The 14,452-nt window shown below is 66.1% G+C and carries 15 protein-coding genes; 6 read left to right on the plus strand and 9 right to left on the minus strand.

The genetic code is table 11. The features are described 5' to 3' along the window. Nucleotides 1-2: 2 nt before the first annotated feature. The 9 genes from NYO99_RS05885 to NYO99_RS05925 form a co-directional block, all read right to left on the minus strand. Complete coding sequence (locus NYO99_RS05885) at nucleotides 3-1,313, minus strand: TRZ/ATZ family hydrolase (protein ID WP_268166159.1); 1,311 nt, start codon at nucleotides 1,311-1,313, stop codon at nucleotides 3-5. A 19-nt stretch (nucleotides 1,314-1,332) separates the two neighbouring features. Next, nucleotides 1,333-2,256: a ribokinase gene (locus NYO99_RS05890; protein ID WP_268166160.1), complete on the minus strand. Its 924-nt coding sequence runs from the start codon at nucleotides 2,254-2,256 to the stop codon at nucleotides 1,333-1,335. Nucleotides 2,257-2,318: 62 nt separating this feature from the next. Then, on the minus strand, nucleotides 2,319-3,629 hold the full coding sequence (gene gltA / locus NYO99_RS05895; RefSeq protein WP_268166161.1) for a citrate synthase: 1,311 nt from the start codon (nucleotides 3,627-3,629) through the stop codon (nucleotides 2,319-2,321). A 28-nt stretch (nucleotides 3,630-3,657) separates the two neighbouring features. Beyond that, nucleotides 3,658-3,933, minus strand: a complete 276-nt coding sequence (locus NYO99_RS05900) for an FAD assembly factor SdhE (RefSeq protein WP_268166162.1) — start codon at nucleotides 3,931-3,933, stop codon at nucleotides 3,658-3,660. A 10-nt stretch (nucleotides 3,934-3,943) separates the two neighbouring features. Continuing rightward, on the minus strand, nucleotides 3,944-4,645 hold the full coding sequence (locus NYO99_RS05905) for a succinate dehydrogenase iron-sulfur subunit (protein WP_268166163.1): 702 nt from the start codon (nucleotides 4,643-4,645) through the stop codon (nucleotides 3,944-3,946). Between the two features lie 28 nt (nucleotides 4,646-4,673). Further along, entirely contained in the window at nucleotides 4,674-6,464 is a 1,791-nt protein-coding gene (gene sdhA / locus NYO99_RS05910) for a succinate dehydrogenase flavoprotein subunit (RefSeq protein ID WP_268166164.1), read from the minus strand. Beyond that, on the minus strand, nucleotides 6,464-6,823 hold the full coding sequence (gene sdhD / locus NYO99_RS05915; RefSeq protein WP_268166165.1) for a succinate dehydrogenase, hydrophobic membrane anchor protein: 360 nt from the start codon (nucleotides 6,821-6,823) through the stop codon (nucleotides 6,464-6,466). The genes sdhA and sdhD overlap by 1 nt, the downstream gene beginning before the upstream one ends. A gap of 23 nt (nucleotides 6,824-6,846) precedes the next feature. After that, nucleotides 6,847-7,275 (minus strand): succinate dehydrogenase, cytochrome b556 subunit, encoded by a 429-nt coding sequence (sdhC, locus tag NYO99_RS05920; RefSeq protein WP_268166166.1) that lies wholly within the window; start codon nucleotides 7,273-7,275, stop codon nucleotides 6,847-6,849. A 93-nt stretch (nucleotides 7,276-7,368) separates the two neighbouring features. Beyond that, nucleotides 7,369-8,109 (minus strand): GntR family transcriptional regulator, encoded by a 741-nt coding sequence (locus NYO99_RS05925; protein ID WP_268166167.1) that lies wholly within the window; start codon nucleotides 8,107-8,109, stop codon nucleotides 7,369-7,371. 85 nt (nucleotides 8,110-8,194) lie between these two features. Here NYO99_RS05925 and NYO99_RS05930 point away from each other — a divergent pair, with 85 nt between their 5' ends. The 6 genes from NYO99_RS05930 to acnB all read left to right on the plus strand — a co-directional run bounded on the left by NYO99_RS05930 (nucleotide 8,195) and on the right by acnB (nucleotide 14,355). Beyond that, the gene (locus NYO99_RS05930) at nucleotides 8,195-9,181 is read left to right on the plus strand and encodes a malate dehydrogenase (protein ID WP_268166168.1); all 987 of its coding nucleotides are present in this window, start codon (nucleotides 8,195-8,197) and stop codon (nucleotides 9,179-9,181) included. 71 nt (nucleotides 9,182-9,252) lie between these two features. Next, a complete protein-coding gene (locus NYO99_RS05935) occupies nucleotides 9,253-10,254 on the plus strand; it encodes an HpcH/HpaI aldolase/citrate lyase family protein (RefSeq protein WP_268166169.1) in 1,002 nt (333 codons plus the stop codon). A gap of 116 nt (nucleotides 10,255-10,370) precedes the next feature. Then, nucleotides 10,371-10,943, plus strand: coding sequence for a hypothetical protein (locus tag NYO99_RS05940; protein WP_268166170.1), 573 nt, complete (start codon nucleotides 10,371-10,373; stop codon nucleotides 10,941-10,943). A gap of 109 nt (nucleotides 10,944-11,052) precedes the next feature. Continuing rightward, on the plus strand, nucleotides 11,053-11,316 hold the full coding sequence (locus NYO99_RS05945; RefSeq protein ID WP_268166171.1) for an AbrB/MazE/SpoVT family DNA-binding domain-containing protein: 264 nt from the start codon (nucleotides 11,053-11,055) through the stop codon (nucleotides 11,314-11,316). After that, nucleotides 11,313-11,723, plus strand: coding sequence for a type II toxin-antitoxin system VapC family toxin (locus NYO99_RS05950; protein WP_268166172.1), 411 nt, complete (start codon nucleotides 11,313-11,315; stop codon nucleotides 11,721-11,723). The genes NYO99_RS05945 and NYO99_RS05950 overlap by 4 nt, the downstream gene beginning before the upstream one ends. 34 nt (nucleotides 11,724-11,757) lie before the next feature. Then, nucleotides 11,758-14,355 carry a bifunctional aconitate hydratase 2/2-methylisocitrate dehydratase gene (gene acnB / locus NYO99_RS05955; RefSeq protein WP_268166174.1) on the plus strand — a complete coding sequence of 866 codons (2,598 nt, stop codon included), beginning with the start codon at nucleotides 11,758-11,760 and terminating at the stop codon, nucleotides 14,353-14,355. Nucleotides 14,356-14,452: the final 97 nt, after the last annotated feature.

Genomic DNA, 14,452 nt, shown 5'->3' on the forward strand with positions numbered 1-14,452 from the left:
GGTCAGCCCGCCTTCATGCGGCCCACGACATCGCGCACCTCGGCCAGCAGGCCGGGCACGTCGATGGTGGTGGGCTGGCGGTCCTTCAGCACCTGGCGGCCGCCCACCCAGACGTTGCTGACATGCTCGCGGCCCGCCACGTACACCAGCTGCGCGGCGGCGTTGTAGACGGGCTGGCATTCCAGGCTGTCCAGCGACACGGCCACGACGTCGGCCAGCTTGCCCACTTCCAGCGAGCCCAGGTCGTCGGCGCGGCCCATGGCCTTGGCGGCGCGGATGGTCGCCATCTCCAGCGCCGTGCGCGCCGACGCCACCGTCGGGTCGCCGGTGATGCCCTTGGCCAGCAGCGCGGCCGAGCGGATCTCGCCGAACATGTCGAGCCGGTTGTTGGACGCGGCGCCATCGGTGCCGAGGATGGTGTTGACGCCCGCAGCCTCCAGCGCCTTGAGCGGCATCACGCCCGAGGCCAGCTTGAGGTTGGAGTTCGGGTTGTGCACCAGGTGCACGCCCTTCCTGGCCATCAGCTCGATCTCGGCCTCGTTCAGATGAACCATGTGCACGGCGATCATCCGCTCGCTGAACAGGCCCAGCTTGTCCAGGCGCTCGATCGGGCGCACGCCGTACTGCTTCACGCTGTCGCTGACCTCACCCGCCGTCTCGTGGATGTGGCAGTGCATCTGGATGTCGAGCTTCTCGGCCAGGTCGCGCAGCTTGATGAAGGTCTCGTCCGACACCGTGTACGGCGCATGCGGCGCGCTGGTCCAGTCCAGTAGCTTTTCGCCCTTGTACTGCTCATAGGCGGCCACGCCCTTGGCGATGTAGTCGTCCGGCCCCGACGCATAGCCGGTCGGGAAGTCGATGACGTTCATCGACACGGCGGCACGCACGCCCGAGTCCACGGCGGCACGGGCCATCGCGGTCGGGAAGAAGTACATGTCGTTGATGTAGGTCGTGCCGCTGCGCAGGCCTTCGGCGGCGGCGAGCTTGGAGCCGAGATAGGTCCAGGCCTCGCTGACCCACTTCTTCTCCAGCGGCCAGATGTGGTTTTGCAGCCAGTCCATCAGCGGCACGTCGTCGGCGACGCCACGCAGCAGCGTCATGGCGGAGTGCGCATGGGCGTTGATCAGGCCGGGGATGAGGATCTGCTCGGGCAGGTCCACGCGCGCGGCCTGCGGGTACTTCGCCAGCAGCTCGGCGTGCGTGCCAATGGCGGCAATGCGCTCGCCGTCCATCAGCAGGCCATGGTGTTCCAGCGTGTCTTCGCCGGGCTTCATCGACAGCAGCCAGCGGGGCAGCAGCAGGGTCTGGGACATGGGTTCTCTCCTTGTGGGATCAGTTGTTGTGGCCAAGCAGTTGCTCGACTTCTTCGCGGCGTGGCATCGCGTCCTGAACGCCGGGGCGCGACACGGCAATGGACGCAGCCGCCTGCGCAAACGACAGCGCCGCCTCGATGGCCTGCCCTTCGGCCAGCGCCGTGACCAGCGCGCCGACCAGCGTATCGCCCGCGCCGACGGTGTCGACCGCCGTCACACGGCGCGCCGGCACACGGCGCGTGCCGGCATCATCGACCCAGCACAGGCCGTCGGCGCCCAGCGACACGAGCACGGCCGATGGCCCGCGGGCGCGTAGCGCCTGTGCCAAGGCCTCAGGCGCCGCCGCAGGCCCGCCCAGCGTCGTGACCAATGCCTGTGCCTCCAGCGCATTGACGACCAGCACATCAACCAGCGGCAGCAGCGACTCGCAGCCGGGCCGGTAGGGCGCGGCGTTCAGCAGCGTCTTCACGCCCGCAGCGCGCGCACGCTCGAAGGCGCGGGCGACGCTCTCCAGCGGCAGCTCCTGCTGCGCGATGAGCCAGCGCAGGCCGGCCAGTTCCAGTGCCTCGACCTGCACCAGCGGCAGCGTGCCGTTGGAGCCGGCGACGGTGACGATCTGGTTCTCGGCATCCTCGGCGCCGACGACGATCAGCGCCACGCCGGGCACCTCGTCGGCGGGCTGGGCGACGGCGCGCGTGTCGACGCCCTCACCCATCAGTTGCTCGACCATGGCCGCGCCGTTCTCCCGCAGCCCGACCCGCGCCGCCAGCGCGACCCGGGCGCCCAGCCGCGCCGCGGCAACGGCCTGGTTGGCGCCCTTGCCGCCCAGACAGGAACCGAAGCGCTGGCCACGCAGCGTCTCGCCCGGCAGCGGCAGGCGCGGCGCATGGACGATGAGGTCGCGGTTGACGCTGCCAAGCACGAGGATCTCGGGAACGGTCATCAAGTCTCCAAATGAAAAACCCCTCGGGAGCACCGAGGGGTTCGCGTGAGGCGAGAGGCGGATCAGCGCTGGCCGATGGGCTTCACGTCGCGCGGCGCGGCGCCGACGAACAGCTGGCGCGGGCGGCCGATCTTGTACTCGGGGTCGCCGATCATCTCATTGAGCTGAGCGATCCAGCCCACCGTGCGGGCCAGCGCGAAGATGGCGGTGAACAGCGGCACGGGGATGCCGATGGCGCGCTGCACGATGCCCGAGTAGAAGTCCACGTTCGGGTAGAGCTTGCGGGCGACGAAGTACTCGTCTTCCAGCGCGATCTTTTCCAGCTTCATGGCCAGCTCGAACAGCGGGTCGTTCTGCAGACCCAGTTCGTTCAGCACTTCGTGGCAGGTCTCGCGCATCAGCTTGGCGCGCGGGTCGTAGTTCTTGTAGACGCGGTGACCGAAACCCATCAGCTTGACGCCGGAGTTCTTGTCCTTGACCTTGCTGATGAAGTCACCGATGCGGGCCACGCCACCGTTCTTCTGGATGTCGCCCAGCATGTTCAGGCAGGCCTCGTTGGCGCCGCCGTGCGCGGGGCCCCACAGGCAGGCCACACCGGCCGCGATGGCGGCGAACGGGTTGGTGCCCGACGACCCGCACAGGCGCACGGTCGAGGTCGACGCGTTTTGCTCGTGGTCGGCGTGCAGCGTGAAGATGCGGTCCATGGCGCGCACGAGCACGTCATTGGGCTTGTACTCCTCGCACGGCGTGGCAAACATCATGCGCATGAAGTTGCCGGCGTAGCTGAGGTCGTTCTTCGGGTAGATGTAGGGCTGGCCGATGGTGTACTTGTAGGCCATGGCCACGAGCGTGGGCATCTTGGCGATCAGGCGGATCGCCGCGATCTCGCGGTGCTCGGGGTTATTGATGTCGGTGCTGTCGTGATAGAAGGCCGACATCGCGCCCACCAGGCCGGTCATGACGGCCATCGGGTGGGCGTCACGGCGGAAGCCGCGCAGGAAGAACTGCATCTGCTCGTTGACCATCGTGTGGTGCATCACACGGTCTTCGAAGCCGGCCTTCTGCTCGGCGTTGGGCAGCTCTCCGTACAGCAGCAGGTAGCAGGTCTCGAGGTAGTCGCAATTCACCGCGAGCTGCTCGATGGGATAGCCGCGGTACAGCAGCTCACCCTTGTCACCGTCGATGTAGGTGATCGTGGAATTGCACGACGCCGTCGACAGGAAGCCCGGGTCGTAGGTGAACTTGCCGGTCTGGCCGTAGAGCTTGCGGATGTCGATGACATCCGGGCCGATGCTGCCCTTGTAGAGCGGCAGGTCCATCGAGGGGCTGCCGTCGGAGAACGACAGGGTGGCTTTGACGTCGGACGGGGTCATGGTTCAGTCCTTAGGGTTTTGAAAAGCATCAGGGGCGCAGGTCGCTCAGAACCTGTCGCACCGCGGCGGTGTCGATGTCACCACTGGGTTCCTTGCGGCGGAGCAACAGATCCAGCAGATCGTTGTCCGCCAGATCCATCAGCATCGTCAGCCCTTCAGCTTGCGTGATGCTGATGCCGGACTCGACATGCCGCGCAAAGAATCGCTCAATGAGGAGGTCGTTCTCCAACAAGCCGCGGCGGCAACGCCAGCGCAGCTTGGACAGCGCGCGCTCGTCGATCAGCGGGGGGGCGACTTCGCTCATGAGACCAGACTCAGACGGCGCGACGCACCATCAGTTCCTTGATCTTGCCAATGGCCTTCGTGGGATTCAGGCCCTTGGGGCAGACGTCCACGCAGTTCATGATGGTGTGGCAACGGAACAGGCGGTAGGGATCCTCGAGGTTATCCAGGCGCTCGTTGGTGGCTTCGTCGCGGCTGTCGGCAATGAAGCGGTAGGCCTGCAGCAAGCCCGCCGGACCAACGAACTTGTCGGGGTTCCACCAGAAGCTCGGGCAGCTCGTGGAGCAGCTCGCGCACAGGATGCACTCGTACAGGCCGTTGAGCTCGTCGCGCTCCTCAGGCGACTGCAGCCGCTCGGTGTCGGGCGGGATGTTGTCGTTGACGAGGTAGGGCTTGATGGAGTGGTACTGCTTGAAGAACTGCGTCATGTCGACGATGAGGTCGCGCACGACAGGCAGGCCCGGCAGCGGCTTGAGCACCACGGTGCCCGGCAGCGTGCGCATATTCGTCAAGCAGGCCAGGCCGTTCTTGCCATTGATGTTCATGGCGTCCGAACCGCACACGCCTTCGCGGCAGGAGCGGCGGAAGGACAGGCTGGGGTCGACGGCCTTGAGCTTCATCAGGGCGTCCAGCAGCATGCGCTCGTTGCCGTCCAGCTCGACCTCGAGGGTCTGCATGTAGGGCTTGGCGTCCTTGTCCGGGTCGTAGCGATAAATCTGGAAAGTGCGCTTCATGATCTTGATGTCCTGGGTCGACCGGCCGTCAGAAGGTGCGAACCTTGGGCGGCACCGATTCAACGGTGAGCGGCTTGAGGTTCACGGGCTTGTAGTCCAGGCGGTTGCCTTCGGAATACCAGAGCGTGTGCTTCATCCACTCTTCGTCGTTGCGGCCGTTCGGGTGGGCCGGGGTGTCGCCGTAGTCGTTGACCGTATGGGCGCCACGGCTTTCCTTGCGGGCAGCAGCCGACACGATCGTGGCCTGTGCGGCTTCGATGAGGTTCTCGACTTCCAACGCCTCGATGCGCGCGGTGTTGAAGACCTTGGACTTGTCCTTCAGCGTGATGTTCTTAACGCGCTGGGCAATCTCGGCGATCTTGGCAACACCTTCGTCCAGCATGGCCTGCGTGCGGAACACACCCGCGTGCTGCTGCATGGCGGCGCGCAGGTCGTTGGCGACGTCTTGCGCGTACTCGCCGCTCGTGCTGCTGTCCAGCCGGGCCAGGCGGGCCAGCGAACGGTCGGCAGCGTCGGCCGGCAGGGCCTTGTGTGAACGCTTGCCGAGGTCAGCGGCCACGAGGTGGTTGCCGGCGGCGCGGCCGAACACCAGCAGGTCCAGCAGCGAGTTGGTGCCCAGTCGGTTCGCGCCGTGCACGCTCACGCAGGCACATTCGCCGACGGCATACAGGCCGTTGATGATCTCGTTGGGGTTGCCGTTCTTCGGCGCCACCACCTGACCGTGGATGTTGGTGGGGATGCCACCCATCTGGTAGTGGATGGTCGGCACCACGGGGATGGGTTCCTTCGTGATGTCGACGTTGGCGAAGTTGTGGCCGATCTCCAACACCGACGGCAGGCGCTTGGCAATCGTGTCGGCGCCCAGGTGGGTCATGTCGAGGTTGATGTAGTCCTTGTTCGGACCACAGCCGCGACCTTCCTTGATCTCCTGGTCCATGCAGCGCGACACGAAGTCACGCGGCGCGAGGTCCTTCAGCGTGGGGGCGTAGCGCTCCATGAAGCGCTCGCCATTGGCATTGCGCAGGATGGCGCCTTCGCCACGGCAGCCTTCGGTCAGCAGCACGCCGGCGTTGTGCACGCCGGTCGGGTGGAACTGCCAGAACTCCATGTCTTCCAGCGGAATGCCGGCACGCGCCGCCATGCCCAGGCCGTCACCGGTGTTGATGAAGGCATTGGTCGAGGCCGCGAAGATTCGACCAGCACCACCCGTGGCCAGCAGCACAGTCTTGCCCTGCAGGATGTGCAGGTCGCCGGTTTCCATTTCCAGCGCGGTCACACCAACCACATCGCCGTCAGCGTCGCGGATCAGGTCCAGCGCCATCCACTCGACGAAGAACTGCGTACGGGCCTTCACGTTCTGCTGATAGAGCGTGTGCAGCATTGCATGGCCGGTGCGATCGGCCGCAGCACAGGCGCGCTGAACAGGCTTCTCGCCGTAGTTGGCGGTGTGGCCGCCGAACGGGCGCTGGTAGATGGTGCCGTCGGCGTTGCGGTCGAAGGGCATGCCGAAGTGCTCAAGCTCGTACACCACCTTGGGCGCTTCACGGCACATGAACTCGATGGCGTCCTGGTCACCCAGCCAGTCGGAGCCCTTGACGGTGTCGTAGAAGTGGTAGTGCCAGTTGTCCTCGCTCATGTTGCCGAGCGACGCACCGATGCCCCCCTGTGCAGCCACGGTGTGCGAGCGGGTCGGGAACACTTTGGACAGCACCGCCACGTTCAGGCCGGCGCGCGCCAGCTGCAGCGAGGCACGCATGCCGGAGCCACCGGCCCCGACGATGACCACGTCGAACTTGCGGGTCGAAATCTTTGCCGTCATCACAGTCTCCACAGCACCTGGATTGCCCAGCCGGCACAGCCAAGCAGCCACACGATCGAAAACACTTGCAGGGCCAGCCGGATGCCGACAGGCTTCACGTAATCCATCCAGATATCTCGCACGCCCACCCATACGTGGTAGGTCAGTGCCAGGATGGTGACGAAGGTCAGCACCTTCATCCACTGCGGCGCGAACACACCGTACCAGTGGTCGTAACCCAGCTCGCCGGGCGCCAGGAAACGGGCCAGCACGGCGATGGTGAACAGAGCCATCAATACGGCCGTGATGCGCTGGGCAAGCCAGTCACGCAGGCCGTAGTGCGCGCCCACGACGAGGCGCTTGGAGCCAAAAGTGCTCATTGCGATGTCCTAAGGGAAATTGATCAATACAGGCCAAACAACTTGGCGCCAAGCACCAGCGTCAAGCCGATGCTCAACACCAGGGTGATCACCGCCGAGCTGTGCCCCTGGGCCTTGCTCACGCTGTGCGTTGCGTCCATCCACAGGTGGCGCACGCCAGCGATGAAGTGATGCAGGTAGCCCCACAGCAGCGCCAGAACAACCAGTTTCAGAAACCAGCCGGGCAAGCCGGCGACACCAGCGGTGAACACGTTGGTGAACGCGTCATACGAGATCTCGGAGCTCAAGCTCGCATCCAGCATCCACACCACAAAAGGCAGCAGCAGGAACATGAGCACGCCGCTGATGCGATGCAGGATGGAAACAATGCCCGCCGGGGGGAGGCGATAGCTGACGATTTGCGTGACGTGAATATTCGTGTAAACGGGTCTTGTCTTTGTGCTGTCCGCCATGGTCAAGCCTGCGTAATCTTGATGAAACCAAACGATTCTAGAGCCAAGCGTCATTCCCCTGAGCGTTGATGCTGCACTGCGCCAATGTCAACTTCAGTTCAGTTCGTTGCGGTAATGATCGGAATTGGTGTAGTAGAGGCCGCGCCGCAATTCGACCGGGCGGTCGCCATACGTGAAGGCCAGCCGCTCCACGCTCAACAGCGGTTCGCCGGGCGCGACCTGCAACAAGGCTGCAGCATCGGGAGTCGCCGCCACTGCACGCAACTTCTCCTCGGCCCGCACCATGTGAACGCCAAAGCGGGATTCGAACAATGCATAGAGGGTGCCAGCGTGGGCCGTGATCACCTCAGCACTGAGCCCTTCGAAGTGCCGCTCGGGCAGCCACATTTCCTCCAACACGACCGGACGCCCGCGACGATGCAACATGCGCCGCACCTCGATGACGGGTTCTGATGTGCGAATACCCAGGGCCCGTGCAACAGCTGCCACCGCGCGCATGCGCCGGCATCCCAGCAACTCACGCGTAAAGCCGCGCGCCTCATCGTCCGCCACCAGGCGCAGGAAACGAAACTGCTGACGCGGCGCGGAGTGCGTGGACACAAAGGTGCCACTGCCCTGCCGGCGCTCCACGAGGTGCTCCGCAGTCAACTCATCCAGCGCCCGGCGGACCGTCCCCGGGCTGGCGCCGAAGCGCTGCGCGAGCGCCGCCTCGCTGGGCAGCGCATCCCCCGGGCGCCACTCGCCGGCCGCCAAGGCGGCAACGATGAGCTGGCGAATCTGCTCGTACAAGGGCGCGGCGGTCTTGGGCATGACGCGCATTGCAGCACAGGGCATGCTCGTACACTTGACGGGTTGAGGACCCCATGCCCGGGTCAAGCCCTCGTTAACGCTTTTTCAACTGCCCCTTCGGAGACTTTCCATGAGCAAGAAACCCGTTCGCGTCGCCGTCACCGGCGCTGCTGGCCAGATTGGCTACGCCCTGCTGTTCCGCATCGCCTCTGGCGAGATGCTGGGCAAGGACCAGCCCGTCATCCTGCAACTGTTGGAAATCCCCGACGAGAAGGCTCAGAACGCGCTGAAGGGCGTGATCATGGAACTCGAAGACTGCGCCTTCCCGCTGCTGGCCGGCATCGAGGCCCACAGCGACCCGATGACCGCCTTCAAGGACACCGACTACGCCCTGCTCGTCGGCGCCCGCCCCCGCGGCCCCGGCATGGAGCGCGCCGACCTGCTGGCCGCCAACGCCCAGATCTTCACGGTGCAGGGCAAGGCCCTGAACGCCGTGGCTTCGCGCAACGTGCGCGTGCTGGTGGTCGGCAACCCGGCCAACACCAACGCCTACATCGCGATGAAGTCGGCACCGGACCTGCCGGCCAAGAACTTCACTGCCATGCTGCGCCTGGACCACAACCGTGCGGCCTCGCAGATCGCCGCCAAGACCGGCAAGCCCGTGGGCTCGATCGAGAAGCTGGCCGTGTGGGGCAACCACTCGCCCACGATGTACGCCGACTACCGCAACGCCACCATCGATGGCCAGTCGGTCAAGGACCTGATCAACGACGAGCAGTGGAACCGTGAAGTGTTCCTGCCGACCGTGGGCAAGCGTGGCGCCGCCATCATTGCCGCACGCGGCCTGTCGTCTGCCGCTTCGGCCGCCAATGCCGCCATCGACCACATGCGCGACTGGGCCCTGGGCACCAACGGCAAGTGGGTCACGATGGGCATCCCGTCGGGCGGCGAATACGGCATCCCCAAGGAAGTGATGTTCGGCTACCCCGTCACCTGCGAAGGCGGCGAGTACAAGATCGTCCAAGGCATCGAAATCGACGCCTTCTCGCAAGAGTGCATCAACAAGACGCTGAAGGAACTCACGGACGAGCAGGACGGCGTCAAGCACCTGCTGTAATCCGGGGCGCCTGCCTTGTGCCAGAAGGGCCGGCTTGCCGGCCCTTTTTCATTGCTGATGAACCGCTGCCGATGACCACCGCCCTGCACCCTCGCATCGCCCTGTTCGGCCATGACACGCCACCCAGCGCGCTGCCGGTGGTTGACCATTACTGCGGCGTCGAAGCCCGCATGCGCAAGAGCCTGGCGCTGCAGGCCGAGCTCGGCCCCGTGTTCGACATCACGCTGGACGCCGAAGACGGCGCCCCCATCGGCGGCGAGGCCGAACACGCACAACTCATCAGCGAGTTGGCAACGAGCACCGCCAATCGTTTCGGCCGTGTGGGCGCGCGCGTACACCCATGGGGCCACGCAGCGTTCGAGGCCGACGTGGACACGCTCATCGGCAAGGCAGGCCATCGCCTGGCCTACCTGATGATCCCCAAGCCACAGGACGCCGACGAGCTGGCACTGGCCGTGGCCGCCATCGATGCCGCCTGCGATCGGCATGGCCGGCCCAGGTTGCCGCTGCATACCCTCATCGAGACCCACGGCGCGCTCCGCGACGTCTTCCGCATCGCAGCCCACCCGCGCATCGAGTCCCTGTCCTTCGGGTTGATGGACTTCGTGTCGGCCCACTGGGGCGCCATCCCGAAGTCGGCGATGGAGTTGCCCGGCCAGTTCGAGCATCCGCTGGTCGTGCGCGCCAAGCTCGAGATCAGCGCCGCCGCCCATGCCTTCGGCAAGACACCATCCCACTGCGTCGTTACCGAGTTCCGCGACACCGAACGTCTCGCCCTCGCGGCCCGCAAAGCCTCGCTGGAGTTCGGCTACACGCGGATGTGGAGCATCCATCCCGATCAAATCCGCCCCATCGTCGAGGCCTTCGCGCCTGCCGCCGATGAGATCGACGAAGCCAGCGCCCTGCTGCTGCAGGCCCAGGCCGCAAACTGGGCGCCCATTGCCTTCGACGGCCGCCTGCATGACCGGGCAAGCTTTCGCTACTTCTGGACCGTGCTGGAGCGAGCGGCCCGCACGGGTCGCCCAATGCCCGCCGCAGCCCGGCAAGCCTTCTTCCCCGCAGCCATCGGGTGAATCACGCAGCGCCCGGCGCGCGCGCGAGTCGGACAATGCCTACATCTGCTCACCGCCTTCGCGGCCATTCAGGCCGATGATGCACGGCTGATTCCCCTCCTTACCTGCTCCTTCCGATGCCTGCCCTCTCATTTCGCAGCGCCGCCGCTGCACTCATCCTGAGCGCCGCCCTCCCCGCACTTGCTCAGGCGCCGGCCAACAAGCCTGCGGCGGCCAAACCCGCCAGCGCCAAGCCGGCCCCCAAGACGCTGGCCAAGAAGACCCCGCCGCCCCCGCCCGAACCCGTGCTGACCGACGCCGACGAGACGCAACTCGCCGCGGCCGAGCGCGCCCATCTGGGCGACTACGCCTGCGAGTTCAAGGAGTCGGTCCACATCCAGAAGCACCCCAAGGTGGCCGGCTATGTCGACGTCGTCTGGAAGAAGAACACCTTCACGATGAAGCCGGTGCTGTCATCCACCGGCGCACTGCGCCTGGAAGACGTGACCGGGCGCACGCTGATGATCCAGATCGCCAACAAGTCCATGCTGCTGGACACCAAGATCGGCCAGCGCCTGCTGGACGAATGCGTACACCCCGAGCAGGAACGTCTGATGGCCGCCGCCAAGGCCGCCCGCATGCAGGACCCCGAAGCAGAAGCCGCCGCCGCGCGCAACAGCCTGGGCATCACGCCCGCCGCTGGCAAGTGAGCCGCGCCCCCTGCGCTTGAAACGGCGCGCCGGGTATGTAGAATGAATGCATACTTTCTGATGCATACCTGAGCCGTCGCTTCCGCGACGACGCAGTGCCGGAGTCGCCATGGAAGCCACCGTTGCCGAACGCGGGCAAATCACGCTGCCCAAAGCCGTCCGAGACGCCCTGGGCCTGACCAAGGGCACGACGCTCAAGGTCGAGCTGGACGGCGGCCGCATCATCCTGCGCAAGGACGTGGGCGACGCGCTGTCCAAGATGCGCGGCCGCATCAAGCTGCCGGAAGGCACCACCACCGACGACGTGATGCGCGAGCTGCGTGGCCGCGCGCCCGGTGACCCCTACCCCCCGCCCGCCGACGACGCCGCATGATCGCCGTCGACACCTCCATCCTCGTCGACTACATCGGCGACGGCCCGTCGGCCGACGAGGCCGAGCAGCTGCTGCGCAATGCGCTGTCCACCGGCCCGGTCGTTGCCTGCGACGTGGTCGTCAGCGAGGTGGTGGCCGGCTTGGGGCACAGCGCCATCGTGCTCGAAACGCTGGAGGCCATTGGCATCGGCTTCTCGCCGCTGGAGATCCGCTCGGCGCTGCGCGCCGGCGAGATGCAGCGCCGCTACCGCCAGCGCCTCCCCGCCAACGCCGGCGCCAAGCGCACCGTTCCGGACTTCCTCATTGGCGCCCACGCCCTGCTGCAATGCCAGGGCCTGATCACCCGCGACGCCGGTTTCTTCCGTGACTACTTCAAGGGCCTGCGCGTCATCGCGCCCAAGGCCTGACCTCTTTCAATCCCCGTCCCCCAGGAGTTCATCCATGCTCACCGCCTACCGCCAACACACCGCCGAGCGCGCCGCCCTCGGCATTCCGCCCCTCGCGCTGGACGCCAAGCAAGTCGCCGAGCTGATCGAGCTGATCAAGAACCCGCCGGCGGGTGAGGACGCCTTCCTGCTGGACCTGCTGACACACCGCGTGCCCCCGGGCGTGGACGACGCGGCCAAGGTCAAGGCCAGCTTCCTGGCCGCCGTCGCTCATGGCGACATCAAGGTGGGCCTCATTTCGAAGGCCAAGGCCACCGAGCTGCTGGGCACCATGGTGGGTGGCTACAACGTGCACCCGCTGATCGAGCTGCTGGACGACGCCGAAGTCGCCGGTGTCGCTGCCGAGGGCCTGAAGAAGACCCTGCTGATGTTCGACTACTTCAACGACGTCGCCACCAAGGCCAAGGCCGGCAATGCCAAGGCCAAGGAAGTGATGCAGTCGTGGGCCGACGCCGAGTGGTTCACGAGCCGCCCGGAAGTCGAGAAGAAGATCACCGTCACCGTCTTCAAGGTGCCCGGCGAGACCAACACCGACGACCTGTCGCCCGCCCCTGACGCCTGGAGCCGCCCGGACATCCCGCTGCACTACCTGGCGATGCTGAAGAACACCCGCCCGGATGCGGCCTTCAAGCCCGAGGAAGACGGCAAGCGCGGCCCGATGCAGTTCATCGAGGACCTGAAGAAGAAGGGCCACCTGGTCGCCTACGTCGGCGACGTGGTCGGCACCGGCTCGTCGCGCAAGTCCGCCACCAACTCGGTGATCTGGGCCACGGGCCAGGACATCCCCTTCGTGCCGAACAAGCGCTTCGGCGGCGTGACGCTCGGCGGCAAGATCGCCCCCATCTTCTTCAACACACAGGAAGACTCCGGCTCGCTGCCGATCGAAGTCGACGTGTCCAAGCTGGAAATGGGCGACGTCATCGACGTGCTGCCCTATGACGGCAAGCTGGTGAAGAACGGCGAGACCGTCGCCGAGTTCAAGCTCAAGAGCGATGTGCTGTTCGACGAAGTGCGCGCCGGCGGCCGCATCAACCTCATCATCGGCCGCTCGCTGACCGCCAAGGCGCGTGAGTTCCTGGGCCTGCCCGCCTCCACCCTCTTCCGCCTGCCGCAGGCGCCTGCCGCGTCCAACGCCGGCTTCACGCTGGCCCAGAAGATGGTCGGCCGCGCCGTCGGCCTGCCGGAAGGCCAGGGTGTGCGCCCGGGCACGTACTGCGAGCCCAAGATGACCACGGTCGGCTCGCAAGACACGACCGGCCCGATGACCCGCGATGAGCTGAAGGACCTGGCCTGCCTGGGCTTCTCGGCCGACCTGGTGATGCAGTCGTTCTGCCACACCGCCGCCTACCCGAAGCCGGTGGACGTGAAGACCCACCGCGAGCTGCCCGCGTTCATCAGCAACCGCGGCGGCGTGTCGCTGCGTCCGGGCGACGGCGTGATCCACAGCTGGCTGAACCGCCTGCTGCTGCCCGACACCGTCGGCACCGGCGGCGACTCGCACACCCGCTTCCCCATCGGCATCTCCTTCCCGGCCGGCTCCGGCCTGGTGGCCTTCGGCGCTGCCACCGGCGTGATGCCGCTGGACATGCCGGAATCGGTGCTGGTGCGCTTCAAGGGCGAAATGCAGCCCGGCGTCACGCTGCGTGACCTGGTGCATGCCATCCCGCTGTACGCCATCAAGGCCGGTCTGCTGACGGTCGCCAAGGCCGGCAAGAAGAACGTGTTCTCGGGCCGCATCCTGGAAATCGAAGGTCTGCCGGACCTGAAGGTGGAGCAAGCCTTCGAGTTGTCTGACGCCTCCGCCGAGCGCTCGGCCGCCGGCTGCACGATCAAGCTGAACCCTGAGCCGATCAAGGAATACCTCACCAGCAACATCGTGCTGATGAAGAACATGATTAATGACGGCTACGCCGACGCGAAGACGCTGCAGCGCCGCATCGAGAAGGTCGAGGCCTGGCTGGCCAAGCCCGATCTGCTCGAAGCCGACAAGGACGCCGAGTACGCCGCCGTCATCGAGATCGACCTGGCCGACATCAAGGAACCCATCGTCTGCTGCCCGAACGACCCGGACGACGCCAAGTTCCTGTCCGACGTCGCCGGCACCAAGATCGACGAGGCCTTCATCGGCTCGTGCATGACCAACATCGGCCACTTCCGCGCCGCGGCCAAGCTGCTGGGCGGCCAGCGCGACATCCCGGTCAAGCTGTGGGTCGCCCCGCCGACCAAGATGGACCAGAGCGAGCTGATCAAGGAAGGCCACTACGCGGCCTTCGGCACCGCCGGTGCCCGCACCGAAATGCCGGGCTGCAGCCTGTGCATGGGCAACCAGGCCCAGGTGCGTGAAGGCGCCACGGTCATCTCCACCTCCACCCGCAACTTCCCGAACCGTCTGGGCAAGAACACCAACGTGTTCCTGGGCTCGGCCGAGCTGGCTGCCATCGCCTCGCGCCTGGGTCGCCTGCCGACCAAGGAGGAGTACCTGAAGGAAATGGGCGTCATCGACGCCGACAAGGCCAGCGTCTACCGCTACATGAACTTCGACCAGATCGAGGAATACGCGGAAGGTGCGAAGGCTGCGGCGCCGACCTGCTGACACTGAGCCAGCCCCGCTGGCCCGAGCCCGCCGCGCGCAAGCCCGGCGGGTTTTTTCGTGCCCACGGCGCGCTGGGGCAAAGAAAAAGCGGCCCGAG

The sequence above is a fragment of the Roseateles hydrophilus genome (assembly GCF_026712245.1).
Classification (GTDB): Bacteria; Pseudomonadota; Gammaproteobacteria; order Burkholderiales; family Burkholderiaceae_C; genus Pelomonas; species Pelomonas hydrophilus.